Raw genomic sequence first — 26,662 nt, 5'->3', positions numbered from 1 at the left:
TGATTTTACTTAACAGTTGCTTGTGGTCGTGGTTAAATAGACGAGCTAATTTAAACACTACCTAATTTAAGGACAGATAAATGCGTAGTCTTAATTTTACTTATACTCATCTTGATGAAAATGTTGTGCAACAAATTGCCGACAAATTAGAACAATTTCAACATCCTACCTTACAAAAAGATCTGCTGACACTAAAAGCAGTGAAAAAAATTAGTTGTGAAAACAACAAATTGCAAATTGAGTTAACAATGCCATTTGCTTGGAATAGCGGTTTTGCCGATTTGAAAGCATCATTAAGTGAATCGTTGGCACGGTTGGCGAAGGTTGCATCAACTGAATGGAATCTTAATTATCAAATCGCTACTTTAAAAAGAGCTAACAATCAACCGGCAGTAAACGGAGTGAAAAACATTATTGCGGTGAGTTCTGGTAAAGGTGGAGTAGGAAAATCGACAACTGCGGTTAATTTGGCATTAGCATTACAAGCACAAGGTGCGAAAGTAGGTATTTTAGATGCTGATATTTATGGCCCATCCATCCCTTATATGTTGGGGGCTGAAGAGCAACGCCCTACTTCGCCGGATAATCAACATATGACACCGATTGTGGCACACGGTTTGCAATCTAACTCAATAGGCTATTTAATGGATGCGGATAGTGCAACTATCTGGCGCGGACCAATGGCAAGCAGTGCTTTGAGCCAATTATTGAATGAAACCTGGTGGACGGATTTGGATTATCTTGTGATCGATATGCCACCGGGAACAGGTGATATTCAATTGACATTGTCACAACAAATTCCGGTAACTGGTGCGATTGTAGTTACTACACCGCAGGATATTGCATTATTGGATGCGATTAAAGGTATCACGATGTTTAACCGAGTTTCTGTGCCAGTATTGGGCGTTGTGGAAAATATGAGCGTTCATATTTGTGCAAATTGCGGTCATCACGAAGCGATTTTTGGCACTGGCGGTGCAGAAAAAATTGCTAAACGCTACAACATCAAATTGTTGGGACAATTGCCACTACATATCCGTTTACGCGAGGATTTGGATCAGGGCAAACCGACTGTGATTGCCGCGCCTAATGATGAAATCAGCAAAGCCTTTTTAGATTTAGCACAAAATGTTGCTGCTGAACTTTATTGGCAAGGTGAAACCATCCCGGCAGAAATTATGATTCGAGAAGTGAAATAGCATTGCTAAATTGACAAAATTTTTTAGAACAGATTTTAAATAGCTTTATATCTTTGATATAAAGCTGTTTTTTATGCTTTCTATCAGGATATGTTTAAAAAATTAAGAATTTTAAACATATTTCGTTAATATGTTGATTGGATAAACATATTTTGACAGCGAATCGAAAAAGAAAACCTACGAGGCGGTTAGGTTAGATATTTTTAGCAAAAGCTAATAAAGTATTTTCTTCGGTTCGATTAATATGGTTGATATTGAACTTATCAAAAGTCCGTTTAATAGTGTCAATCACATTGATTTTATTAGCTGTGTCAGCAGTATCCAATGCAAAGAGGATATTTTCTTTTTTCAATAAACCCTCTTCATCTGCTCGATTGATTTTAGATATCCAATTATCACAATGCTCAATCATATTCGGGCTTTCATCCTGATCAAAAGCTAATGGTTTAACCGCTTTTAAGATTTCTTTCTGATCTTTATTTTTTAAAGCAAGCGGAAGGATGAATTTGGCTAATTCTCCTTTTACTGAATGTTGTTTGTAATTCGACAGAATAGCATCATTTTCAGCTTTAAAAATCGCTTTGAAGTGTTTCACCATAATTGTTTCTTGATTATCGGATTTAATGCCAGATAAATGAATATATTTAGTATATAAATTATTAAAATAGGCTTGTGGATCATCAACTAGACCAACTGCTGCATTGCAGTATTGCACAATACCTTCCTTAACATCAACATAATGATGAAAGAAAGTTGCCATTTCTTGTGGAGTTAAATTGAATACTTGAGAGGTAATATGTTGTAATTCCTCATTTATGGTATCTCTTATGCTATTAAATATATTACTACGATAAAAAAAATCGTTCACACGCTTATCATTTTTAGCAACAAGTTGATAGCTCAGTTTTTGTTTTTCAGGTTCACACATCAGTAAGCCAACATTAACGAATTCACCTGTTTCAAAGTAAGGTCGAAACCTCACAAAACTATATAAAATTGGTTGTTTCATTCGATGTTGCTCCAGTAATCTTTGTTAGTTATGCGGTTTAGTAGTGTATGTATCTTATTAATATAATTATCAATTTTTTTAAATTCTTCTTCATCTACTGGAAACCAGTCATCAGGTATGAGTTTATAAATATGATTAAAGTCCTTTAGAATGTCAATAGCTCTATCTGTAAATAGCTGTTGATCAACAAAATCTAATCTCCACATTCTATTTTTAGGAGCAAAAATATGCTCATCGAATGCAGAAATTTCTTCGTCAAAAGCAAGATTATGATCTATTACGAGTATTTTCTATTGCTGTTCCTCCATATCAGTTCTTTCTTGAATGAAAGAAATTTTCCTCATTGATATAATCTCTTGTTTAAGAAAATCTAAATTTTGGTTTTAACACTAATTTTAGTGTCATTATTTATTTAAATACATGGTTTGCTTTTTATATTCTAATAACATCGCATAAAATAAGACAGTTAAAAAGAAATAGAACATATTGCCTGAATTATGTGCAAAAAAGACTTGTGTTAACCCGTAAGACATTACTGAAGTGATGTGAATCATACCAAGTGTTGCTAATAATCTAACTTCTAAATTATCTTTATTTTCTCGATAAGCTTTAAAGAATTGCCATAGTGGAAATAAAAATACAGCAAGAAGGGATAATAATCCGATAACACCTCTTTCTAAAGTATCATTGAGAAATTGATTATGGGAGTGTCCATATTGTCCATCGTGCTCACTTATAATACCTTGTTTTGCTTGTTGTGTTCGCTTGGTATCAGCCCCTTTATCTCCCCATCCAAAGAGAGGTTTTTCTTGAATAGCTAATAGTCCAGCCTTCCAAAGTTCTAATCTAGGAGATACAGAACCGTCATTTGGTAAGTTAGATAACTGACGATTTGACAAAATATTGGTTATTTGTTGATAAACAATTTCTATTCGTGATTTTATAGGAGTATTCATTGAAATAATTAAACTAAATGCCACAAGAAAAGTTAGAATACATCCTATAATTGCTTTTTTAGAAAAGATGGTTCTATTTAAGTATAATAAGATTAAAAGAATAAATGGCGAGAGTAGCCAACCTCCACGAGATAGACTGAAAAGGCTTCCTATGACTCCTCCAATTATGCCTGTTACACATAAAATGCTTAAAAAATTTAATTTCTTATTCCAACTATAAAAAAATATAGCAGCACAGAACATACCTAATGACATAGAAATATCACCGAATTGGATAGGCATTTGATATGAAAATTGGAAAGCTCTATTATAATGTAAGATATTAACCTGATAAAAAGAGAATAATCCTGAAATTATTCCGCCTAAAGGAATAACATATAACAATAACTGTAATTTAATCGGATAATTTTTAAACAAATAAAAGACAAATAAAAAAGTTAATGCTCGGCTTGGGCCATCAAGAATTTTAGTGGAATCTTGGTGAATTAACACATCAAGTAAATAGATAAAAAAGTAAAAACAAAAAGCAACAACAAAAGCATAGCAGCTTGAATCAAGGAAGCATTTTTCTCTGGCTCTAAAAGCATAAAAAATAAAAAGTAATAAACCTACAGTAGCCAGAACAACACCTGTACCATATGCTTTAGGAATAATAACAAGAGCAATAAAAAAGTAAGCAACAGATAAATTTAAAAAAAATGAAATAGAACGGTGAAAAGTAGGGGGATTAAACATAATAATATCTTCAAAAATATATAAAATTTAATTAAGAGCAGTTATCTTCCCCCCCCCCCTTGCCATTTAAAACAAGGGGAGTATGGAGATCAACGACTACGGAAAACGATACGACCTTTGCTTAAGTCATAAGGAGTCATTTCAACAGTCACTTTATCACCGGTAAGGATACGAATATAGTTTTTACGCATTTTACCGGAGATATGAGCAGTTACCACATGCCCATTTTCCAATTCAACACGAAACATTGTGTTTGGTAAGGTTTCCAAAATGGTACCTTGCATTTCAATACTATCTTCTTTTGCCATGTTTCCTCTAATAGTTAACAACTTTATTGATAATCAAACAAAAAGCTACCAAAGTAGCGCTTTAAACGGCGTAATTATACACATATTTTTAATATATATGCATTAAAAATTGGAGAGAGTTATTGAGAAATGCAATTAAACCTGTGACTAGAAGTCGCTGATATCCATTTATTTTGTACAAAAAATAATCTCAAATAATCGATTTTTAACTAAATAACTTGAAAATAATCAATTTGTTGCCAGTAAAATCGCTACTTTTCCAAAGTAGGATATTACGACACGACACAATTTGATAACTTTTATAAATTGTTGATTTACAATTATATTTACCCCCTCCCTAGACACTTTTTAAGTAATTTGAATATATTGAAATGGCGTCATACTTCTTTTACAATATGCAAAAATTTTTTATCGAGAATAGTTCAAAATGGAAAATCAACGACAACAAAACTCATCAGATGAAATTGATCTGATTGAATTGCTTACCCTCTTATGGAAAAAGAAAGTTATCATTATTGCAACAACTTTCATCTGTGTGGTGATAGCAGCAATTTATGCTTTTACCGCTAAAGAACAGTGGACATCAAAAGCAGAAGTAATCGCTCCTAATGCTGTTTCATTAAATAACTATCTAACTATCAGACGTGAATATGCTCGTATTTTAGGTAGTGATTTTGATGTAAACAGTTTATCTAATAGCCTTTTTTCAAAATTCAATCAATTACTTTATTCATTGGATGAGAGAGAAAATTTCTTATCTCAAACGGAAGTGTACAAATTAGAAAGTGTCGGTAAGGATAAAGAGCAGCAGCGAGTCATTTTAAATAAATTAGCGCGAGAAAATATCACTATTACCAAACCTGATGAGAAAAAAGATCCAAAAGCATTATGGGGAGGAGTACAAGTGAGTTTTTCCGCAGAAACACCAGCATTAGCTCAAGATACATTAAAAGCCTTCATAAAGCAGATTAGTCAAGAGTCATTAGATTACAATTTTAAGTCTTTTCTAATTACTTATAATGAAAAATTAACTGATCTTCGTTTTGAGCTTAACCAAATTAAACAAAATGTCGATATTCAACGCAATGTACAGTTAGAAAATTTACATCGAGCTTTGGATACAGCAAAGCGGGCAGATATTAAAGATTATTCAAAAATATCTGGTGAAGTAGAGAATAATTTATTAAATATAATTAGAGCAGATACCTCTATTCCTTTATCTGAATCTCCACTATCAGATAATCCATACCTCTTCATTTTAGGAGAAAAATATATTAGTGCGCAGATTAGTGCTATAAAACAAAACGATATCATTTACCCACCAAAATATTATCAGATTCAAGAACAGATAACGAAATTGGAAGCATTAGCTCAAAAATTTAAAGAAGGGAAATTGGAAACAAATGCTTATACTTATCTTTCTTCACCGGATTATCCTGTGGTTAAAGATAAGCCGAAAAGATTGTTAATTGTAGTAGCTGGTATGTTAATTGGTCTTATTTTATCAATTATTTATGTGTTAGTAACAAGTGCGTTTATTTCAAGAAAAAAAGAAATAAATTAGTAATGTTGAGAACAGATTATGCTGAATAATATTTTAAGTCTACACCGTAGTGTAAAAAGAGTTATTTCAATAATCATTGATATTCTTTTTATTGTTAGCTCCTATTTTTTAGCATTAGGAATTAGGCTTAATTTTCATGAAGAAGTGATAAAAACAGATAACTGGTATATTGTTTTATGTGTCAGTGTAATCTCTATTTTGACATTTATTCGTTTAGGTTTATATCGTGCAGTTCTTCGTTTTATTACCATTAAATTTACGCAAGTTGCTATTGTTGGTACGGGGGTATCAACAGCAGCATTGTTATTAGTAACATTTGCGTTTCAATTTAATTTACCAAGAACAGTTCTATTCTTATACTTTGTTTTCTTGTCTATTTTTGTTGTTTGTACTCGTTTTTTATGGCGTGCAATGTTGAGTTATGATCGTCATGATAAGACAAGAGTAATTATTTATGGGGCAGGAAGTTCAGGAAGACAGTTGCTGACAGCATTAAATCAAGCATCAAATTATTTAGTGGTTGGTTTTGTTGATGATAATAAAAATTTACATAGAACAGTAATGCACGGTATTACCGTATATAATCCAAAATCATTAGACAAATTAATTGAGAGCAGAAATGTAAAAAAAATATTATTAGCAATGCCAAGTGCAAGCCAGACACAACGTAAAAAGATTATTAATCGGATTAGTAAATATAAGTGCGAAATTCTAACAGTTCCGGGAATGGAAGATATTGTTAGTGGTAAAGCACATTTAACTAGCTTAAATCAAATTTCGATTTCCGACTTATTAGGAAGAGATATTGTTAAACCAATAGACACTTTATTGAATCAAGATATTAAAAATAAAGTTGTTATGGTAACCGGTGCAGGTGGATCAATTGGTTCTGAATTATGCCGTCAAATTGTTAAGCAACAACCTAGAAAATTAGTTTTGTTTGAGTTGAGTGAATTTTCATTATATCAAATTCATCAAGAATTATTACAAAATGATAATGTTAGAACAGAAAAAATTGAATTAGTTCCGTTATTAGGTTCGGTACAAAGGAAACATCGCTTAGATATTATTATGCGTTCATTCCAAGTGGAAACAGTATATCATGCTGCAGCTTATAAACACGTTCCATTAGTGGAGTATAATGTTGTTGAAGGTATTCGTAATAATATTTTTGGTACTTTATCTTGTGCTCAAGCAGCTATTGAAGCAAAAGTTTCTACATTTGTTTTAATTTCTACAGATAAGGCTGTGCGCCCAACTAACATTATGGGAACAACTAAACGAATGGCTGAATTAGTGTTGCAGGCTCTTGCTAGTAAACAGAATACAACTCGTTTTTGTATGGTTCGTTTTGGTAATGTGCTTGGTTCATCAGGTTCAGTAGTGCCATTATTCAATAAACAGATTCGTGAAGGTGGTCCAATCACATTAACGCACCGAAGGATTACTCGTTTCTTTATGACCATTCCTGAAGCAGCTTCGTTAGTGATTCAAGCAGGTGCTATGGGAAAAGGTGGTGATGTGTTTGTGTTGGATATGGGAGAACCAGTCAAAATTTATGATCTAGCGGTAAAAATGGTGAATTTAAGTGGGTTGACTGTTAAAAATGAAAAAAATCCCGATGGGGATATTGAAATTCAAATAACAGGATTAAGACCGGGTGAAAAATTATATGAAGAGTTATTGATTGGTGAAAATGTTCACGGCACTACACATCCAAGAATAATGTCAGCAACAGAAATTATGATTGAATGGGATAAGTTGTCAGTTATTTTAGAACAATTGGATAAACTATGTGCAGAATATAAGATTGATGAGATTAGAGAATTATTAATGAAATCATCAACAGGGTTTAATCCGACAACGGAGATTTGTGATATGGTATATCGCAAATTGCATTAATAGATAATAAAAATAAAGGATAAAGTAATGAAAATCAGTTTTTCTCCTCCGGATATTACAGATTTAGAAATCAATGAGGTTATTGAAGCATTAAAAAGTGGTTGGATTACAACTGGTCCTCGTACTAAAACATTAGAGCAAAGACTTGCGTCATATATGGGAACAAAAAGGGGCGTTTGTTTAAATTCGGCAACAGCTGCCCTAGAATTGATTCTTAGAGTTTTGGATATTAAAGAAGATGATGAGATTATCACTTGTGCATATACTTATACAGCAAGTGCAAGTCCAGTTGTTCACATAGGAGCTAAACTGGTTCTCGTGGATACAGCACCTAATTCGTATCAAATGGATTATGAGGCTTTAGAAAAAGCGATTACTGAAAAAACTAAAGTCATTATTCCTATTGATATAGCTGGTGTACCTTGTGATTACGATAAGATTTTTGATATTGTTGAACGTAAAAAATCGCTTTTTAAATCATCAAATGATTTACAAGCGAAAATTGGACGTATAGCTGTAGTGGCTGATTGTGCCCATTCTCTTGGTTCTATATGGAGAGATCAAATGACAGGAGCTATTGCAGATTTTAGCAGTTTTTCTTTCCATGCAGTAAAAAACCTTACAACAGCAGAGGGAGGATATGCTACTTGGCGAAGTATTGATGGTGTTAATGATGAAGCTATTTATCATCAATTTCAACTTTTATCTCTACATGGACAAAATAAAGACGCATTAGCTAAAACAAAATTGGGTGCTTGGGAATATGATATTCAAGGTTGCTATTATAAATGTAATATGACGGACATTTGTGCTGCGATTGGCTTAGCTCAATTTGAACGTTATCCATTATTATTAGCTAGACGTAAAGAAATTATTGGCAGATATATAGAAGGACTAAAAGGATGTAATGTGGAGATTCTCCCTCATTTTACAAAAGATTATACGAGCTGTGGTCATTTGTTTTTAGTTCGCCTAATTGGGAAAGACGAACATTATCGCAATCGATTTATTGAAAAAATGGCAGAAGCAGGCATCGCTACGAATGTACACTATAAACCACTTCCAATGCATACAGCTTATAAAAATATGGGATTTTCGATAAATGATTATCCTAATTCATATAATCAATATTGTAATGAAATAACATTACCATTGCATACTCAGCTAACAAATGAGGAAGTTGATTATATTATTGAAAAATTTAAGAAAATTTTGAGTGATTAGTATGATTTTGCGAGATTGGGAAAATTTGCCTTTACGAATGAAAACAGAGTCTGTGAAGACATATTATGATTACTTAAAAACGAAGCGATTCAGTTTATTGTGCAAGGTGATATTTGATCGATGTTTGGCTGCAATTTTACTGATTTTACTATCTCCTTTGTTTTTATATATTGCTTATAAGATTCATAAAGATAGTCCTGGAGGTGTGTTTTTTAAGCAAACACGAGTTACTCAATACGGAAGAGAATTTAAAATCTATAAATTTCGTACAATGGTGGCCAATGCTGAGGCATTAGGTTCTCAAGTAACTACAGATAATGATAAAAGAATTACAGCTATGGGTGAGAAGCTAAGAAAAACACGCTTAGATGAAATTCCGCAACTTATCAATATTTTAAAAGGCGAAATGAGCTTTGTAGGAACTCGACCAGAAGTTCCAAAATATGTTGACGCATATACGGATGAGATGATGGCAACATTGTTATTGCCAGCTGGCGTAACAAGTGAGGCAAGTATTGAATATAAAGATGAGGACAGACTCTTATCTAATGCAGAAAATGCAGATAAAGAATATATTGAAAAAGTACTTCCTGAAAAAATGAAATGGAATTTAGAAAGTATACGAAATTATTCATTTAGTAGGGATCTAGTTACAATGATTAAAACAGTATTGGCGGTGATTAAGTGATAAAAGAATATCCTAAATATAGTGTTTTAATGACAGTGTATAAAAAAGATAAGCCACAGGATTTTTTGTTGAGCTTAGAAAGTATGTGCCGTCAAACAATATCACCCTCTGAAATTGTGATTGTTAAAGATGGACCTATCCCTCAGTCGTTGCAAGATATAATAGATCAGTGTAAGGAAAAATATTCTATAATTTTTAATGAAATTCAGCTGCCAATTAATAAAGGCTTAGGGTTGGCATTAAATGAAGGAATAGAACACTGTCATAATGAGCTAATAGCAAGAATGGATGCTGATGATTACTCTATGCCACAACGTTGTGAAAAACAATTAGATGCTTTTATGAGAAATCAAAGGTTGGATATTGTAGGGTGTTCTGTTAGTGAATTTATTGATGATATTAATAATATTATTGGAAAAAGAAGTGTTCCTTTAACAAATAATGAAATTTATCAATTTGCGAGAAGAAGAGATCCTTTTAATCATCCAACTGTAATGTATAGAAAATCATTTCTTAAAAAAATAGGTGGATATTCTGATTATAGGAAAAATCAAGATACTGATTTATGGATTAGAATGTTACAAAATCATGCTGAATGTTTAAATTTAGATGGTGATTTATTTAGATTCCGTTTTGATAAGGGAACATATCAAAAAAGGAAATCTTGGATTAATACAAAAATTTTAATTGAAATCAGATATAAAGCATGGAAATCAGGATTTAATTCTTTTGGGGATTTTTTTCTGATAGCTTGTTCTCAAACGACTATTTATTTGTTACCTAAGTTTATTCAGAAAATACTGTATCAATATATTTTGCGTAGATAAGGCTTATGATAGATAGAATAATTTTGAAAATTAGAGTTCTAGTACACTTTATGCTACATTTTTTTATATATAAAAAAGCTAAAGTTATTTTAAGAGGTGTTCCTAGAATATTGTATGGGCATCGGATAAAATTTGGAAACTTAATTAGATTAAATGATAATGTATTTATTCATGCAGTTAATGGTGTTGAAATTGGTGATAATACAACTCTTTCTTATGGTGTAGTTTTGTTAACAGAAAGTTATGATATTTCAAGTAAAAATAAGTATTTATTAAGAGAGCATAAAGGCGCTCCTATTAAAATTGGAAAAAATGTTTGGATTTGTGCAAACTCTACAATCCTTCCTGGGGTTTCTATTGCAGATAATATTATTGTAGGTGCTGGCTCTGTAGTGACTAAAGATTTAGATCGTGCAAATAGTTTGTATGCAGGTAATCCAGCTCGATTTATAAAAGAATTGGATTTTTGACTAATGAACTTATTACATATTACAGCAACGCATTTACGTTTAGAAGGGGGAATTCCCGTTGTATTAAATAAATTAGTATCTGCACAGAATAGAATACAAGGAGTTCAATCAAAGGTTTTATCTCTTACATCTGATATTAAGGATATAGACTCACCGTATTTTATACATATAAAAAAAGAACAACTTGAAGAGTATTTAACTCAAAATCGTCCAGATGCTGTAATTATACATAGCTTTTATTACATTCAATATAATTGGGTTTCTAAAGTTCTAAATAAAAAAAACATCCCTTATTTTATAGAACCTCATGGTTCTTTTGGTAGAGAAGCTTTAAAAAAATCACAGTTTAAGAAATGGATTGCTAATCATTTTATATTTAAACGATTAATAAAAGGAGCAAAAGGATTTGTCTTTTTGAACGATCAAGAAAAAAAACAATCTATTTTTATAACGAAGAACGATATAATTATTCCAAATGGGATTGATATCAGTACAATTAAAAGCCCCCTTGAGACAACTAAAGAAATTAAAAATAAAATCTATTTTATTGGACGCTATGATATAAATCATAAAGGTTTGGATTATTTTTTAGAGGCATTAAAAATTTTAGATAAAGAAAAGTATAATTTAGAAGTTAGTTTATTTGGTAAAGGGACAGATGAGGCTATTCGTTATATTGAAGATGCTATTAAAAAATTTTCTTATATTAAAGTATATTTGAATAGTTCAATTTCAGGACAAGAAAAAGATAATTTGTTGGAGCAAAATGCCCCTATGATCTTAACTTCAAGATATGAAGGTTTTCCAATGACAATTCTTGAAGCTTGGTCTTATGGGAATCCTTGTATAGTAACTTATGGAACAAATGTTTCATTAGAAGTCAGTGAAAATAATCTTGGTTGGGTTACCGATTTAAATTCATTTAACATTGCAAATTGTATAAAAAAAGCACTAATTGATTATAATAAAGATAGAGAAGGATATATTAAAAGATGTAAGAGATATGTGGAGCAGCATTATAATTGGGAAGAGATAGCATATGAATCATATGAGAAAATTAAATATAGTTTGGAACTATTTAAAAAATGATGATTGAACATTATATTTTGTTATTTTTATCAAGTTTGACTTTATATAGGTCAAGGTATCCGGAATTAAAACTAATTCTTTTATTATTTAAAAAGATTTTCTTAATTTCTGCTTTCTTTTTTATCTCTTTAAGAAGTTTTAATGTTGGAAATGATACATTAAATTATTTAGAACTATTTCAGTCAGTAGCTTATAATACATTTATTGATTATTTAAGTTCTACTAGATTTGAAGTGGGGTTTATGTTTTGGAATTATTTTTCTTATAAATATTTGACAGAAAATTTTACTATATATCTTTTTTGTGTGAATCTTTTTTATTTTATTACATCTATTTATTTCTATAATAAATATTCAAAAAGATCATACTGGGTATTCTTATGGTTTGTATTTGGGCTTTATTATGCTATGTTTACAACTATGAGAGCTTGTTTGGCTTTATCTTTTATTTATTTAGTTATTGATGCCTTATTTGAAAATAAAAGACTAAGATTTGTTCTTTTTTCCTTTTTAGCTATATTATTTCACTCTTCTTCAGCTTTAATTATTCTTATACTTTTAGGTGTGAATAGAAAAACTTATTTTATTTTTAAACACAAAGTGTTTCTTCTAGTAGTAGCAGGTATAAGTGCGTATTTCTTAAATATATTTGTTTCCTTTTTTTCATACTATTCTCATTATTTGGATACGAAATATGTGGGACTAAGACTGGCTAGTATTTTTAATTTTATGATTCTGCTAGGACTTTATGTGTTAAGTTATAGTAAGAAAATTAATGAAGATACTTTTCTTTTTAAGATTAATAGTTTTTTTTATTGTCAAGTATTAATATCTTTTGCAGCAATACAATTTAATTTGTTAGATAGATTTTCTCTATTTCTTTATCCTTTTGTTATTGTTTATTTATGTTTAATTTATTCTAAATTGAAATTAGATAAAAGGATGTTAATTATTTTATTGATAAGTGTTTTAATTGTATATCAAATATTTATATTTGTATATCGTCCAGATTGGAAAGGTATTTATCCTTATCACTTTGTTTTAGATAGTTTTTGTTAATTTTATTTAAAAATATTGAAGAGGGTTTTTTAATGATACGTAGGATTTTAAGAAATTATCCTGTTATTTATTCCATGGCAAGAAATATTCATATTTACTTTAATACGATAATTAATTTTTATAAAAATAAAAGAATAGGAGTTAGATACAAAAAATTATTACAGAATTATCCTTTAACTCAAAAAAAAATATGGTATTTTTGTGTTCCAACTCATAATAATTTAGGTGATTATGCTCAATACTATTGTATTTTAAAATTGTTGAAAGAGAACTACTCTGATATTCCTATTGTAGAAATTCCATCATCGCCAATAAGATATGATTATTGTGGATTTTTTCAGGAACTTAAAAATCATATTGGTAATTCCGATTTGATTATATTTCAAAGTGGTTATACATCTTCAGATCTGCATGATGATGAAATAGTTCATAGAAAAATAGTATCATATTTTAAGAAAAATAAGATTGTTTTTTTTCCTCAGACCGTTAGATATTCTAATGATTCTGAAATACTAAAAACAGCAAATATTTATAATGAACATGGTAATATTATTTTTTTAGCGAGAGATAGAGTGAGTTATAATGTGGCGAGTAAATGGTTTAAAAATATAAGAGTTATTTTATATCCAGATGTGGTTACTTCTTTAATCGGTACATATGTTCCTAAATATCATGGTACTACTGATATAAAAAAAGGTATTTTATTATGTATTAGATCAGATAGTGAGAAATTATTTTCTAATACAGAAATAAAAGAAATGTTATTGAGTATAGAAAATTCAAATAATATAGAATGGTTGGATACCACTTTAAATAAAGGAGAGGTTTGTGGAGAAAATATATTGGAGAAATATATTCAATTGTTTTCGAGCAAAGAACTCATTATTACTGATAGATTTCACGGAACTATATTTTCACTAATAGCGAAAACCCCAGTTATAGTATTAAAAAGTATTGATCATAAAGTTACTGAAGGAGCAAAATGGTTTATTGATAAATATCCAGATTACATTAAATCTTTTGATAATTTATCGGAATGTAGAAAATTTATTGAAAATCATGATATTAAGCATGAATGTTTAGAAAAAATAACTCCTTACTTTAAAAAAGAATATTATGATAAACTTTTTTATTTGATAGATGAAGATTAGAATTATTAGGGTATTAAATATATGAAACATTTCATTAAACAAAAACTAAGAGCTATCTTATACATTTTGTTATCTTTAAAACCATTTTTATATGAATTTTGGTGTGTAATTTACGATAAAAGTTCTAAAATGGAAAGACTAGAAGCTCAAATTTTGATTTCTGTACATTCATTAGAAAAAGGTATGGGAATTAGAAATACAAGATTAGGATATGGAAGACAGAAAGCAGAAAATGTATTGAATTATCTGAATGAATATCTGTCATTAGGTTACTCTACAGAGTCCTATGCTTTCTGTGAGGCAATTGCAATACTAGAATCGTATATAGAATTTAATAGTAAAAATGAATTTCAGATTGATTCAATAAATTTTGGGTTAAAGAATATATTGGATAATTTGGATGAAAAGACTCTTTTAAAAATAAAGAACTATAAAGCAGGTGCTTATTTTGTAGCAAAGCAAAAGTTCCTTGATGCTACTTACTTTGATTTTCAAGAATTTATCTTATCTCGTCATAGTATCAGAGATTATAGTGAAGAAATTGTACCTAAAGATACCATCATAAAAGCCATTGAAATTGCAAATTTAGCTCCTTCAGCATGTAATAGACAACCAATAAAAGTATATTGCACAACTGATGAAGAACAATCAAAGTATGTTGATTCATTAATAACAGGTAGTAATGGATTTAAAAATCAAATACATAATTTTATGATTATTACAAGTAATAGAAGGGCTTTTTTTGGAGGTGAGCAATTCCAATGGTATCTTAATGGAGGAATATATTTATCTTTTCTTACATTAGCATTGCATTCATTAGGAATTGGTAGCTGTATTATGCAATGGTTTCCATTCTATAAAACAGAAAAAGCATTAAAGAGATTTTTTGGTATAAAAAGAGCAGAAGCTATAGTTGCAATTATTGCTTTTGGATATTATAAATCTGAAAATAAGTGTATTTATGCACAGAGAAAAAATGCAGACGAAACCATATCTTTTTTAAATTCTAATTATAAAACTAAAATATAACTATGTCTTACAATTATAAATATGTTTCATTGATATCTAATATAGCTATATTTATGTTTGGTAGTTTTTTATCAAAATTATTAGCATTTCTTTTAATACCTTTATATACATCAGTATTAACTGCGGAGCAATATGGTATTGCTGAATTATATAATTCTATTCTTGAAATAGTATTTCCATTTACAACTTTATGCATTATAGAAGCTCTTTATAGGTTTTCTATTGATGAGCATAATCTGAATATACTGTTTTCTAATTCTATTGCTGTAATTTTCATTGGAAGTATTGTTTTTATTACTATATCTTTGGTTATTTATTATTTTATTTATCCGTATAAATATGTAAAGGAGTTTATTTTATTGTATTTAAGTATATCATTTTATATGCTGGCTACACAATTTTCTCGTGGATTGGGACATTCAAAGCGATATGCAATATACGGTATACTTAATACGTTGATATTAGTATTATCTAGTTATTATTTTTTAAAAATATTGAATTTAGGCATATCAGGATATTTATTGTCATTTTCTTTAGGGTATGCTATTACAGCTATTATAGCTTTCTTTCTATCACAAGAGTATAAGTACTTATTTCCTGTTAAATTTAATATGTTTTTAATGATTAAAATGTTTAAGTATAGTGTGCCTAATATACCTAATATGGTCTCTTGGTGGATGAATAATATTTTAGACAGATACATTATTTTATTTTTCTTAGGTATTGAATCAACAGGTCTTTATATAGCTGCAAGTAAACTTCCCTCTATTATAAATTTATTAAGTTCAGTTTTTCAAAAAGCATGGCAATATTCGACAGCAAAAGAATCAAAAGAAATAGACTCAAAAGATAATGTTTTATTTTTTTCCAATGTGTTTAATGTATATCAATTCATATGTTTCTTATTATCTTTCTTTATTATATCAATAATTGAACCAATTTCTTATTTCATTCTTAATGAAAAATTTTTTGCAGCTTGGAAATTCGTTCCTATATTATTAATAGCGGCTACTTTTGGATGTTTGTCAACATATTTTGGTGTTTTCTATAATGCTATAAAAGATAATAAAAATTTAATGATTTCTACAATATATGGAGCTTTTGTTAATTTTTTATTAAATATTGTTCTTATTCCTATATTGGGAATTTTTGGTGCTGTAATATCAACAGCAACGTCTTATGGTATTATAGCATATCTTCGTTATAGAGATTTGAACAATAGAATAGGTTTGATTCTTAATAAAAAAGTTATTTTTAGTGAAACCGTTTTGTTAATAATTTATTCAATATATATTATTTTTTCTAGTGAATGCCGTTTATATTTGATAGATTTATTCTTTTTGACTTTTATTGTTCTTTTGAATAAGGATACATTTGTTCTTATATATTCGGAATTAAAATCTAGAACTAGAATAAAAATTTTTAAAGTAAGGAATACTAAGTGAAAATTGCAATCGCTGGAACAGGCTATGTGGGGCTATCAAATGGAATTTTATTGGCACAACATAATCAAGTGGTTATGTTAGATATTGTGCCTGAAAAAGTAGAAATGTTAAATAATAAGAAATCTCCTATTGTGGATAAAGAAATTGAGGAGTATCTTGCTTCTAAGCCACTTAATTTTAAAGCGACATTAGATCCGAAAGAAGCGTTTAGTGGAGCTGAATATATTATTATTTCTACCCCGACTAATTACGATCCTGATAAAAATTATTTTGATACTTCTTCAGTTGAAAGCGTTATTGAGGAAGTTTTAGCTATTAACCCATCTGCAACAATGGTTATTAAATCTACTATTCCTGTAGGTTATACGGAAAAAGTACGTGAGAGATATAATACGAATAATATTATTTTCTCACCTGAGTTTTTGCGTGAAGGAAAGGCTCTTTATGATAATTTATATCCTTCTCGTATTGTAGTGGGAGAGGAGTCTGAACGTGCATATAAGTTCGCTTCTTTATTAGCACAAGGTGCAATTAAACAAGATATTCCGATGTTGTTTACTGGTTCAACAGAAGCTGAAGCGATTAAATTATTTGCCAATACTTATCTGGCATTACGTGTAGCTTATTTTAATGAGTTGGACTCTTATGCTGAAATTAGAGAGTTGAATACTGCAGAAATTATCAAAGGAGTTTGTTTAGATCCTAGAATTGGAGATTTCTATAATAATCCATCTTTTGGTTACGGCGGATATTGCTTACCAAAAGATACTAAACAGCTATTGGCTAATTATTCTGATATTCCTCAAAATTTAATTACCGCTATTGTGGATGCTAATCGTACTCGTAAAGACCATATTGCGGATATGATTATTGCTCGTAAGCCTAAAATAGTTGGTGTTTATCGTTTAACAATGAAAACCTCTTCTGATAATTTTAGGGCTTCAGCGATTCAAGGCGTAATGAAAAGAATTAAGGCAAAGGGAATAGAGGTTATAGTTTATGAACCAACACTTGATGCTAATGAGTTTTTTCATTCTCGTGTAGAAAAGAATTTAGCAACTTTCAAGCACCAAGCGGATGTTATTCTAGCTAATCGTTTATCAGAAGATTTAATTGATGCGAAAGATAAGGTTTATACTAGAGATTTATTTGTGCGTGATTAAAAATAAGTGAGCAAAAAATGAATATATTTGATAACAAGAAAAAGGTTTTGATTACTGGTGCCGCTGGCTTTATTGGGTTTCATTTAGCGAAACGTTTGTTGGAATTGGGAGCCAAGGTTTGTGGCTTTGATAGTGTTAATGATTATTATGATGTGCAATTAAAAGAAGATCGCTTAAAAATTCTTTCACAATTTAATAGTTTTTCTTTTGTTCGAGCAAATTTAGCAGATGCACAAGCGGTAAACCGTTGTTTTGAGGAATTTGATCCAGATATTGTTGTCAATTTAGCAGCACAAGCAGGGGTTCGTTATAGTATTGATAATCCATATGCTTATGTTGAATCAAATTTAATAGGCTTTTTTAATATTTTAGAGGCTTGTCGTCATTATCCCGTAGAGCATCTTTTGTTTGCTTCAAGCTCTTCTGTTTATGGCAACCAACAAAAAACACCGTTTAGTACTTCGGATAATGTTGATCAGCCAATTAGTTTTTATGCTGCTACAAAAAAATCGAATGAATTAATGGCATATACTTATAGTCATTTATATGGTATTCCATCAACTGGGTTACGTTTTTTTACGGTATATGGTCCTTTTGGGCGTCCTGATATGGCTTATTTTAAATTTACGAATATGATTTATGCCGGTCAAGCAATTAAGATATATAACCAAGGTGATATGTATCGTGATTTTACGTATATTGATGATATCGTAAAAGGAATTGAAAATATGCTTTGTAATCCTCCGCAAGCTAATAACCAAGGCGATCATTACAAGGTGTATAACATCGGTAATAACCAGCCAGAAAAATTAATGTATTTCATAGAGACATTAGAAAAGTCTCTAGGTATGCAGGCAGAAAAAGAATATCTTCCTATGCAAGATGGGGATGTTTATCAAACTTATGCTGATGTGAGCGAGTTAGAGAGAGATTTTGGATTTAAGCCTAGTACTTCCATAGAGGATGGACTTGGGCGATTCGCAAAATGGTATAAGGAGTATTATTCTAAGTAAATAGCTTAACTTAATACTACTGATAGTTGTGATTTCAGGATAGCAGAGTATGTTGTCCTGTGTTCAACATTTAATTTCCTTCTTTCCCAATAAACAGCCCCTTCAAAAAATGGTAAATAAACTCAAAATTTAAATTTTGAGTTTATTTACCATTTTCATCTATGTAACAATCTGGTTTTTTGTAGAAATTCTTGTAGGTTGAAATATTATTGCTCGATCTTTCCTTAATCTAGATGTTTTTATACCAAATAGAGGGGGAATCAATATTCATTGATGCTTATGGATAAAAATAGCTTTTATTAAGGGTAGAAGCATTATTATCTAATAAATAATAAATTTATCTAAAACGCTCTACAAACCCTCTTTTATATTTGATATGACTTTAAATATTTTTCTCAGCATCTTTTTATCCCAAATCTGTAATTCCCAGGGGTAATAAAAGTTATTGGAATTTTTGAAATAGATGTGGATACCGATATATTCTTCCTTATCTCTAAGACACCAGTTTTTTAAACCATATTTTTCTTTCCAATTGTCAAGCTGTTCCATAATTTGTGAAATATCTTCACTAGATACTATAATGCGAGCACCAAAAATATCATTCAAAATACTATTAACCGGATAACCTTCGCTCCTTTGTTGGAAACGTTTAATTTTTTCTAAAATAGATTCTGATGTTTTAACACGATAAAAATAGGAAATATCATATAAATCGGCACGGTAGAGATAATCATTAATTGATTCGTGTAGATTTAAGCGATATGCAAGAATATGTTGAACAGTTGTTTTTGATAGTATATTGATTGTTTTAATTTTCCCTGTTTCAAAATAATCTTTTGAAAAAGCAAGATGCACTTTATTTATTTCATCAATAAGTCTTTCTACTTTTTCCAACATTTTTTAATCCCTCAATAAAAAATATTATTCAAAACGTTTTCTTTTTTAATTTTGAGAAGATAAATAAAAACTAATCCCCATAAATCTCACGATAAAGTTGTGATTCAAAACGGACTAGCGGCGCACGTTTGGTTTTATCTTCCAAATCACCGGTGGAGTAGCCGTTGATAAATTGAACGAATGCGACTTTTTCACCACGGGCGTTGTTGAGGAAACCAGCGAGGTTGTAAACTCCCTTCAGTGAACCGGTTTTAGCAATGACATTTTTTACTAATGGTGAACTGATCAATGAACCTCTGCCACTGATAGTGCCGTCAACACCGGCGATTGGGAAAGTTTGCATTAATTTGAGCGTGTTGTCGTTGCGAGCAATGTATTCCAATGCTTGCAACATCGTATTAGCGCTGATCAGATTTTGGCGTGAAAGCCCTGAACCGTCGGCAATCACACTGTTACCAAAGCGGATATTGGTGTTTTTTTCTAGAATTCTTCTCACCGCCATTCCACCTAATTGGAATGTCGCTGGGCGTTTATAGTAGTAATAAGCAATTGTTCTGAATAATGCATCTGCAATTTGGTTATCAGAATGTTTCATCATTTTTTTCAACAATTCCGGCAAGGCTTTAGACTGATGAGTAGCTAAAACATTACCTTGCTGTGGTTGGAATGGTATTTGAACTCGCCCACTGAATGAAATGCCGAGATTTTTTAACATTCTTTGTAAAATCGCTACGGCATAGCTATCGGTATCCTGTACCGCAAAACTTAAACCGAATTTTTTCGGTTGACGGCGGATACAGCCTTTGAGTTGATAACGGTTATTGTCGTTACTGACCACATCAAATTGACAATAGCCCGCTTCATTGTCATTAACGATATAAACTTGGCTAAACATCTGAATTGGGTATTGAGAAGGAACATCAATACGAACTAAACTGCCAACAGAACCACTGGCATCAATGTTGACCGAAAAGCAGTTGCCATCAATATTCACCGCTGCTGGTGGTGCATTAAAACACATTGTTAAATCGTTCCAAATCCAGCCCAAGCCACGGTCGTGGGAAGCAAAAATGGAGGTATCTAAAATTAAATCACCATTGATTTGGCGAATTCCTTGTTTTTTTAAAGTGGCGAGTAGGTTGTAAAGCTGTCCGCTAGTTAAGTCTGGATCTCCACTAAATTTGATAATTAAATCACCTTTTAAATGCCCATTTTCAATTTTTCCGTTGGTTAATAAGCTGGTTTGAAATTTAAATTGATCAGTTAATAGCAGCTTTGCGGCAATGGCGGTAAATACCTTTTGTGTACTTGCAGGCAACATAAACATATCGCTTTGATAATCTGCAATGGTTTGATTGGTGGCAAGATTTTTGGCAGCGATCGTAACATTTGTGCCTTTAGGTAATTCGCGGGTTAATTGGGCTATATCAACAGCAGCATTTACGAATTGGCTAAATATTGCACAACTTAATGTAGGAAGCAGATATTTTAAAGATTTACGAATGTACGTATTGATTGAAATAGAGAAGATCATAACAACGGTTTTTAATATTGATATTTTTTGCAATGCGGTAAATAATAATAGCTCTCGTTGATTTCGTAAATCACAATTTATTATTTTTGCCACATAAGTACAATGTTTATTGCTTATGTGGTTTTGTTTTGACTGTTAATTAATACGTTAAAAGGGATCAAAATAATGCAACAAATTCCGATGACAGTACGCGGTGCTAATCTTTTACGTGAAGAACTTGATTATTTAAAGAATGTGCGTCGTCCAGAAATTATTAAAGCAATTGCCGAAGCGCGAGAGCATGGTGATTTAAAGGAAAATGCAGAATATCACGCTGCTCGTGAGCAACAGGGATTTTGTGAAGGACGTATTCAAGAAATTGAAGGCAAATTGTCTAATGCACAAATTATTGATATAACGAAAATTGCGAATAATGGACGTGTAATTTTTGGTGCAACAGTCGTGTTAGTGAATGTGGAAACTGATGATGAAGTAACTTATCAAATCGTTGGTGATGATGAAGCCGATATTAAGCAAGGGCTAATTTCGGTCAATTCACCGATTGCACGTGGTTTAATCGGTAAAGAAGTGGATGATAATGTCACGATTACAACCCCAGGCGGTAAAGTTGAGTTTGATATTATCAATGTGGAATATCGTTAATACCTCTTTTAAGCTTTAGGATTGCCCGCTTTCTTTTGAAGCGGGCGTATTTTTTGGAAAAAGCTCATTCTCATTAATTCAATCTGTATAACCAATAACCCTCTTATTGATGTTGATTGCTGATCAGTGAACGCATTCGTGATAAAAATTTTGTAAATTCTGTGATAAGATAACGACCGAATTTTAACTAGAACGATGATATAGATAAGAAAATGGATAGATTGTGGGTAAAAAATTATCCGGCTGAATCAAGAATGGATCCGAATACGTTGGCATTATCTTCTTTAGTAGAAATGTTGGAAAAAGCGGTAAGAGAACATCCGGATAGACCGGCTTATGTCAATATGGGGCAAGTTTTAACTTATCGTAAATTAGAAGAGCGTAGCCGAGCATTTGCAGCTTATTTACAGAATGAGTTGAAGTTGGAGCGAGGAGATCGCGTTGCATTGATGATGCCGAATTTGTTGCAATATCCAATTGCACTGTTTGGTATTTTGCGAGCTGGTATGGTAGTGGTGAATGTTAATCCGCTTTATACGCCAAGAGAATTAGAGCATCAGCTCAAAGATAGCGGTGCAACCGCGATAGTGGTGGTTTCCAACTTTGCTTCGACATTAGAAAAAGTTGTTTTTAATACTGATGTGAAGCATGTGATTTTAACTAGAATGGGCGATCAACTTTCATTCGGTAAGCGGACGTTAGTTAATTTTGTGGTTAAATATATCAAAAAGCTAGTGCCGAAATATAAATTGCCGCACGCCGTAACTTTCCGTGAAGTGTTAAGGGTTGGTAAATATCGTCAATATATTCGTCCGGAAATTAGTAAAAAAGATCTTGCATTTCTGCAATATACAGGTGGTACAACCGGTGTGGCGAAAGGAGCAATGCTCACTCACGGTAATATGATTTACAACATTGCACAGGCAAAATGGTTGGCTGAGCCTTTTGTTAAAGCTGGTAATAATCGTTATGCCACTATTATTTTGCCGATGTATCACGTTTTCTCTTTAACCGTGAATGCATTATTGTTTATTGATTTTGGACTTACTGGTATTTTAATCACTAACCCTCGCGATTTGCCTAATTTAATCAAAGAATTGAAGCGTTATCGTCCGATAGCGATCACAGGAGTAAATACTTTATTTAATTCGTTATTACAGCAAGAAGAGTTAAAAAATGTTGATTTCTCTCAGCTAAAATTAACTGTTGGTGGTGGAGTGTCTGTGCAAAAAGCGATTGCACAACGTTGGTATGATTTAACTGGTTGTCATATTTTAGAAGGTTACGGAATGACAGAGTGTTCACCGTTGATTGCTTGTAATCCAGCGAATTTCGCCGGACACGCTGGTAAAATCGGCGTGCCAGTGCCGGATACCGATATTAAAATTATGGATGATAATGGCAATGAACTTGGGCTTAATCAACCGGGTGAGCTTTGGGTGAAAGGCGCACAGGTGATGCAAGGTTATTGGAATAAACCGGAAGAAACCGCAGCAGTGTTAAAAGATGGTTGGATGGCGACCGGTGATATAGTTGAAATGGATGATGACTATCAGTTGCGTATTGTTGATCGTAAGAAGGATATGATCATTGTTTCTGGTTTTAATGTCTATCCGAATGAAGTAGAAGACGTTATTATGTTGAATCCGAAAGTGGCTGAAGCCGCTGTAATTGGTGTGCCTCATCCGGTTTCAGGAGAGATTATCAAAGCTTTTGTGGTAAAAAAAGATGAAAGTTTAACTCGGGAAGAGTTGCGTAAACATTGTCGTAGTGGTCTAACAGGTTATAAGATTCCACGAGAAATTGAGTTTCGTGAAGAGTTGCCAAAAAGTAATGTCGGAAAAATTTTACGCCGTGTTGTGCGTGATGAAGAGCTGGCAAAACGAGCAAAAATAGCAGCACAAAATTAATCTGAATTTCATCATTGGCTCAAACGCTGAAGATGACGATAATGCGTTACATATTAAGATAGTTTTCGCAAACAGTAATGTACAGTAAGGTAAATAAGGCATGGATTTCATGCCTTTCTTTTTGAAAGATAGACAAGCAGAATGATTCCTTATCAATTTATTCAACAAGATTCACAATTAAAGCAGCTATGCGAACAAGCACGGCATTATTCAGTAGTGGCATTGGACACTGAGTTTGAGAGAATACGCAGTTATTATGCCAAATTAGGGTTGATTCAGCTTTATTTCGGTAAAGATGTTGCATTGATCGATCCTCTAAACATAACTGATTGGCAGCCCTTTGTTGAGTTGCTTAGTGATAAAAATGTATTGAAAATTTTGCACGCTAGTGGGGAAGATATAGAGATTTTTCATCAACAATTTCAGCAAATTCCGACGCCAATGTTGGATACGCAAATTATGGCAAATTTTTTAGGGTTTCCACAATCTGCCGGTTTTGCTCTATTAGCACAACATTATTTACAGGTGGAGTTGGATAAAAAAGCGTCAAGAACAGATTGGTTGAAACGACCGTTAAGCGAAAGACAGCTTAATTATGCGGCGGCGGATGTTTATTATTTATTACCGATTTACCAAAAAATGGCGATTGCAATGGAAAGTTCGGAGTGGAAAAATGCGATTCAGCAGGAATGTGAGTTGTTTGTACAAAAACGTTGTCGCCAAATTTCACCGGAAAAAGCGTATCTAGACATTGGCAATGCGTGGCGTTTAACTCGAGCAGAATTGAATAATTTGAAATTCTTAGCGAAATGGCGTTTTCAAGAGGGCATAAAACGCAATATTGCGTTGAATTTTATTGTCAGTAGTGAAGGTTTAATTCAAGTGGCTATTCACGCTCCAGTTCATACCTCGCAACTAGTAGAATTAGGTTTACACCCTAAAGAAATTAAACGGTATGGCAAAAAATTATTGCTGTTGTTGGAGCAGGCAAAACGTGTGCCTGAAGAACAATACCCTGAATTAATTGAAAATATTTCAGAACGTCCACACTATAAAAAATATTTGAATTTGTTACATAAAGAGCTAAAAGTGATGGTGCAAAACAAAGTGCCATTACAAGTTGTTGCAAGCAAGAAATCACTGCACCAATTTTTAAAATGGTATTGGATGGGACAATCCCAACAAAAATTACCTGATTTGCTGTGTGGTTGGCGTGCGATTTATGGCAAAAAATTATTGAATAGCCTTAAAACAGCTGTAGAAAATGAGAGTTGAATTATATTTTTTCTAAAAAAATGACATCTTTTTTTATAAAAAATATAATTAAAAAGAAAAAAGATTATTTTTAGATTATTTTATTTGCATAATTTATATTTTCCGCTATCTTAAAGTGCGGCGGAGATCAAAGATCTCTTAATTTTCAACACAACAGTATAGAAAATTATAAATTATGGTTACTTCATCTCGTTTTATAACATTACTATTTCAAGGCTCGTTAGTGAAAAGAATTGCTATCGGTCTTGTATTAGGGATATTTTTAGCACTGATTTCTCCTTATTTAGAACCAATATTAGGTACTAATTTGGCAGAAAATGTTAGTATTCTTGGTCAAATTTTTGTCCGTTCTTTACGTTCTATTGCACCGATTTTGATTTTTGTATTGGTGATGTCTGCGATTGCTAATCGTAAAGTCGGTGAAAAAAGCAATTTAAAAAGTATCATCTATTTATATTTGCTAGGTACTTTTTTATCAGCATTAGTGGCTGTGGTCGCTAGTTTTTTATTTCCAACTGAATTAGCATTGGGAGATGCAGAAAAATCTATTGCTCCACCGGAAAGTGTAACTCAAGTTTTAAGCACATTGATTTTTAATGTGGTAGATAATCCATTCAATGCACTTTTCAACGCTAACTTTATTGGCATTTTGGCGTGGGCAATCGGTTTAGGAGCTGCATTGCGTCACGCTTCAGATACTACTAAAAATTTATTGTTAGATATTTCTGAAGCGGTTTCTATGGTCGTGAAGGTTGTGATTGCCTTTGCGCCAATCGGAGTGTTCGGTTTAGTAGCAAGTACCTTGGCTGATAAAGGTTTATCCGCATTAGGTGGTTATATCCAAGTGTTGGCGGTATTAATTGGTTCAATGCTGTTTGTTGCTTTTGTCATCAATCCTATTTTGGTGTTCTGGAAAACCAGAGAAAATCCATATCCGTTAGTTTGGACCTGTATTCGTGTTAGTGGTTTAACCGCATTTTTCACTCGTAGTTCAGCGGCAAATATTCCGGTTAATATGGAGTTAGCACAACGTTTGGGCTTGAAAGAAGAAACTTATTCAGTTTCTATTCCATTAGGCGCAAGCATTAATATGGGCGGTGCTGCAATTACTATTACCATCTTAACTTTAGCGGCAGTACATACTTTAGGCATTGAAGTTACACTACCGACCGCATTATTATTAAGCCTTGTTGCAAGTATCTGTGCCTGTGGTGCATCCGGTGTTGCTGGAGGTTCATTGTTACTCATTCCTTTAGCGTGTAGTTTATTTGGAATTTCAAACGATATTGCAGCGCAGGTTATTGGGGTTGGCTTTATTATCGGTGTGTTACAAGATTCAACAGAAACCGCTTTAAACTCTTCTACAGATGTTATTTTCACTGCAGCAGCGTGTAAAGAGGAAGAACGTAAAAGCCGAGCTTAATTATTTGTGATTATTTTGGCAGAAATAAATGGAGTGGAATAATTTCCACTCCATTTTTCTTTGCGAAATTTGGGATTATGAGATATTCCTTTAGGTATTTTTTCTCGAATTATTTAAAAAGTTGAGAGCAAAAGTTGGTACGGATGCGATA

General features: G+C 31.9%; 23 protein-coding genes and 1 pseudogene. 18 read left to right on the top strand and 6 right to left on the bottom strand.

What is annotated here, in order from left to right:
- The first annotated feature begins 80 nt into the window (after positions 1–80).
- Positions 81–1,199 (top strand): iron-sulfur cluster carrier protein ApbC, encoded by a 1,119-nt coding sequence (gene apbC, locus ACXPAV_RS06055; RefSeq protein WP_039134454.1) that lies wholly within the window; start codon positions 81–83, stop codon positions 1,197–1,199.
- A gap of 193 nt (positions 1,200–1,392) precedes the next feature.
- Here apbC and ACXPAV_RS06050 read toward each other — a convergent pair whose 3' ends face one another.
- From ACXPAV_RS06050 to infA, 4 genes and pseudogenes are all read right to left on the bottom strand, one after another.
- Positions 1,393–2,208: a DUF3037 domain-containing protein gene (locus ACXPAV_RS06050; RefSeq protein WP_458004353.1), complete on the bottom strand. Its 816-nt coding sequence runs from the start codon at positions 2,206–2,208 to the stop codon at positions 1,393–1,395.
- Positions 2,205–2,498, bottom strand: a pseudogene (locus ACXPAV_RS06045) (HipA family kinase); the annotation flags it as partial. The gene ACXPAV_RS06050 and the pseudogene ACXPAV_RS06045, both read right to left, overlap by 4 nt.
- A gap of 114 nt (positions 2,499–2,612) precedes the next feature.
- Complete coding sequence (locus tag ACXPAV_RS06040; RefSeq protein ID WP_458004352.1) at positions 2,613–3,899, bottom strand: O-antigen ligase family protein; 1,287 nt, start codon at positions 3,897–3,899, stop codon at positions 2,613–2,615.
- Between the two features lie 89 nt (positions 3,900–3,988).
- A complete protein-coding gene (gene infA, locus ACXPAV_RS06035) occupies positions 3,989–4,207 on the bottom strand; it encodes a translation initiation factor IF-1 (RefSeq protein ID WP_013746899.1) in 219 nt (72 codons plus the stop codon).
- A 427-nt stretch (positions 4,208–4,634) separates the two neighbouring features.
- Between infA and ACXPAV_RS06030 the strand changes: the two genes are divergently transcribed.
- The 13 genes from ACXPAV_RS06030 to ACXPAV_RS05970 all read left to right on the top strand — a co-directional run bounded on the left by ACXPAV_RS06030 (position 4,635) and on the right by ACXPAV_RS05970 (position 18,830).
- On the top strand, positions 4,635–5,771 hold the full coding sequence (locus tag ACXPAV_RS06030) for an LPS O-antigen chain length determinant protein WzzB (RefSeq protein WP_458004351.1): 1,137 nt from the start codon (positions 4,635–4,637) through the stop codon (positions 5,769–5,771).
- Between the two features lie 18 nt (positions 5,772–5,789).
- On the top strand, positions 5,790–7,673 hold the full coding sequence (locus ACXPAV_RS06025; RefSeq protein ID WP_081964332.1) for a polysaccharide biosynthesis protein: 1,884 nt from the start codon (positions 5,790–5,792) through the stop codon (positions 7,671–7,673).
- Between the two features lie 27 nt (positions 7,674–7,700).
- Complete coding sequence (locus tag ACXPAV_RS06020; protein WP_458004350.1) at positions 7,701–8,897, top strand: DegT/DnrJ/EryC1/StrS family aminotransferase; 1,197 nt, start codon at positions 7,701–7,703, stop codon at positions 8,895–8,897.
- Positions 8,898–9,021: 124 nt separating this feature from the next.
- Complete coding sequence (locus ACXPAV_RS06015; protein ID WP_458004349.1) at positions 9,022–9,585, top strand: sugar transferase; 564 nt, start codon at positions 9,022–9,024, stop codon at positions 9,583–9,585.
- Complete coding sequence (locus tag ACXPAV_RS06010) at positions 9,582–10,412, top strand: glycosyltransferase (RefSeq protein ID WP_052119439.1); 831 nt, start codon at positions 9,582–9,584, stop codon at positions 10,410–10,412. Before ACXPAV_RS06015 ends, ACXPAV_RS06010 begins: the two co-directional genes overlap by 4 nt.
- Positions 10,413–10,417: 5 nt before the next feature.
- Positions 10,418–10,882, top strand: a complete 465-nt coding sequence (locus ACXPAV_RS06005) for an acyltransferase (protein WP_018346546.1) — start codon at positions 10,418–10,420, stop codon at positions 10,880–10,882.
- A gap of 3 nt (positions 10,883–10,885) precedes the next feature.
- Entirely contained in the window at positions 10,886–11,971 is a 1,086-nt protein-coding gene (locus tag ACXPAV_RS06000; protein WP_458004348.1) for a glycosyltransferase, read from the top strand.
- Positions 11,968–13,029 (top strand): EpsG family protein, encoded by a 1,062-nt coding sequence (locus ACXPAV_RS05995; protein ID WP_018346544.1) that lies wholly within the window; start codon positions 11,968–11,970, stop codon positions 13,027–13,029. Before ACXPAV_RS06000 ends, ACXPAV_RS05995 begins: the two co-directional genes overlap by 4 nt.
- Before the next feature lie 32 nt (positions 13,030–13,061).
- Entirely contained in the window at positions 13,062–14,180 is a 1,119-nt protein-coding gene (locus tag ACXPAV_RS05990) for a polysaccharide pyruvyl transferase family protein (RefSeq protein WP_018346543.1), read from the top strand.
- A gap of 21 nt (positions 14,181–14,201) precedes the next feature.
- Positions 14,202–15,209, top strand: a complete 1,008-nt coding sequence (locus ACXPAV_RS05985) for a nitroreductase family protein (protein ID WP_458004347.1) — start codon at positions 14,202–14,204, stop codon at positions 15,207–15,209.
- A gap of 2 nt (positions 15,210–15,211) precedes the next feature.
- Positions 15,212–16,654 (top strand): lipopolysaccharide biosynthesis protein, encoded by a 1,443-nt coding sequence (locus ACXPAV_RS05980; RefSeq protein ID WP_458004346.1) that lies wholly within the window; start codon positions 15,212–15,214, stop codon positions 16,652–16,654.
- Positions 16,651–17,817 (top strand): nucleotide sugar dehydrogenase, encoded by a 1,167-nt coding sequence (locus ACXPAV_RS05975; RefSeq protein WP_458004345.1) that lies wholly within the window; start codon positions 16,651–16,653, stop codon positions 17,815–17,817. Before ACXPAV_RS05980 ends, ACXPAV_RS05975 begins: the two co-directional genes overlap by 4 nt.
- Positions 17,818–17,834: 17 nt before the next feature.
- Positions 17,835–18,830: an NAD-dependent epimerase gene (locus ACXPAV_RS05970; RefSeq protein WP_065231371.1), complete on the top strand. Its 996-nt coding sequence runs from the start codon at positions 17,835–17,837 to the stop codon at positions 18,828–18,830.
- 351 nt (positions 18,831–19,181) lie between these two features.
- Here ACXPAV_RS05970 and ACXPAV_RS05965 read toward each other — a convergent pair whose 3' ends face one another.
- Positions 19,182–19,727 carry a GTP pyrophosphokinase gene (locus tag ACXPAV_RS05965; protein ID WP_458004344.1) on the bottom strand — a complete coding sequence of 182 codons (546 nt, stop codon included), beginning with the start codon at positions 19,725–19,727 and terminating at the stop codon, positions 19,182–19,184.
- 70 nt (positions 19,728–19,797) lie between these two features.
- The gene (gene dacB / locus ACXPAV_RS05960) at positions 19,798–21,261 is read right to left on the bottom strand and encodes a serine-type D-Ala-D-Ala carboxypeptidase (protein ID WP_458004398.1); all 1,464 of its coding nucleotides are present in this window, start codon (positions 21,259–21,261) and stop codon (positions 19,798–19,800) included.
- A 165-nt stretch (positions 21,262–21,426) separates the two neighbouring features.
- Between dacB and greA the strand changes: the two genes are divergently transcribed.
- The 4 genes from greA to sstT all read left to right on the top strand — a co-directional run bounded on the left by greA (position 21,427) and on the right by sstT (position 26,511).
- Positions 21,427–21,903 (top strand): transcription elongation factor GreA, encoded by a 477-nt coding sequence (gene greA, locus ACXPAV_RS05955; RefSeq protein ID WP_039087163.1) that lies wholly within the window; start codon positions 21,427–21,429, stop codon positions 21,901–21,903.
- A 212-nt stretch (positions 21,904–22,115) separates the two neighbouring features.
- Entirely contained in the window at positions 22,116–23,813 is a 1,698-nt protein-coding gene (fadD, locus tag ACXPAV_RS05950; protein ID WP_458004343.1) for a long-chain-fatty-acid--CoA ligase FadD, read from the top strand.
- 141 nt (positions 23,814–23,954) lie between these two features.
- Complete coding sequence (gene rnd / locus ACXPAV_RS05945; RefSeq protein ID WP_458004342.1) at positions 23,955–25,088, top strand: ribonuclease D; 1,134 nt, start codon at positions 23,955–23,957, stop codon at positions 25,086–25,088.
- A gap of 175 nt (positions 25,089–25,263) precedes the next feature.
- A complete protein-coding gene (gene sstT, locus ACXPAV_RS05940; protein ID WP_039136877.1) occupies positions 25,264–26,511 on the top strand; it encodes a serine/threonine transporter SstT in 1,248 nt (415 codons plus the stop codon).
- Positions 26,512–26,662 lie beyond the last annotated feature (151 nt).

The organism is Gallibacterium sp. ZY190522, assembly GCF_054166015.1.
This window is presented reverse-complemented; position numbering and strand designations above follow the sequence as displayed.

Coding starts and splice junctions, on each gene's coding strand:
- ACXPAV_RS06030 (WP_458004351.1), top strand. CDS start 4,635: ATGGAAAATCAACGACAACAAAACTCATCAGATGAAATTGATCTGATT.
- ACXPAV_RS06025 (WP_081964332.1), top strand. CDS start 5,790: ATGCTGAATAATATTTTAAGTCTACACCGTAGTGTAAAAAGAGTTATT.
- ACXPAV_RS05995 (WP_018346544.1), top strand. CDS start 11,968: ATGATGATTGAACATTATATTTTGTTATTTTTATCAAGTTTGACTTTA.
- dacB (WP_458004398.1), bottom strand. CDS start 21,261: ATGATCTTCTCTATTTCAATCAATACGTACATTCGTAAATCTTTAAAA.
- fadD (WP_458004343.1), top strand. CDS start 22,116: ATGGATAGATTGTGGGTAAAAAATTATCCGGCTGAATCAAGAATGGAT.
- infA (WP_013746899.1), bottom strand. CDS start 4,207: ATGGCAAAAGAAGATAGTATTGAAATGCAAGGTACCATTTTGGAAACC.
- apbC (WP_039134454.1), top strand. CDS start 81: ATGCGTAGTCTTAATTTTACTTATACTCATCTTGATGAAAATGTTGTG.
- ACXPAV_RS06040 (WP_458004352.1), bottom strand. CDS start 3,899: ATGTTTAATCCCCCTACTTTTCACCGTTCTATTTCATTTTTTTTAAAT.
- ACXPAV_RS06005 (WP_018346546.1), top strand. CDS start 10,418: ATGATAGATAGAATAATTTTGAAAATTAGAGTTCTAGTACACTTTATG.
- ACXPAV_RS05980 (WP_458004346.1), top strand. CDS start 15,212: ATGTCTTACAATTATAAATATGTTTCATTGATATCTAATATAGCTATA.
- ACXPAV_RS06050 (WP_458004353.1), bottom strand. CDS start 2,208: ATGAAACAACCAATTTTATATAGTTTTGTGAGGTTTCGACCTTACTTT.
- ACXPAV_RS05970 (WP_065231371.1), top strand. CDS start 17,835: ATGAATATATTTGATAACAAGAAAAAGGTTTTGATTACTGGTGCCGCT.
- ACXPAV_RS06020 (WP_458004350.1), top strand. CDS start 7,701: ATGAAAATCAGTTTTTCTCCTCCGGATATTACAGATTTAGAAATCAAT.
- ACXPAV_RS05985 (WP_458004347.1), top strand. CDS start 14,202: ATGAAACATTTCATTAAACAAAAACTAAGAGCTATCTTATACATTTTG.
- ACXPAV_RS06000 (WP_458004348.1), top strand. CDS start 10,886: ATGAACTTATTACATATTACAGCAACGCATTTACGTTTAGAAGGGGGA.
- sstT (WP_039136877.1), top strand. CDS start 25,264: ATGGTTACTTCATCTCGTTTTATAACATTACTATTTCAAGGCTCGTTA.
- rnd (WP_458004342.1), top strand. CDS start 23,955: ATGATTCCTTATCAATTTATTCAACAAGATTCACAATTAAAGCAGCTA.
- ACXPAV_RS05965 (WP_458004344.1), bottom strand. CDS start 19,727: ATGTTGGAAAAAGTAGAAAGACTTATTGATGAAATAAATAAAGTGCAT.
- ACXPAV_RS05990 (WP_018346543.1), top strand. CDS start 13,062: ATGATACGTAGGATTTTAAGAAATTATCCTGTTATTTATTCCATGGCA.
- greA (WP_039087163.1), top strand. CDS start 21,427: ATGCAACAAATTCCGATGACAGTACGCGGTGCTAATCTTTTACGTGAA.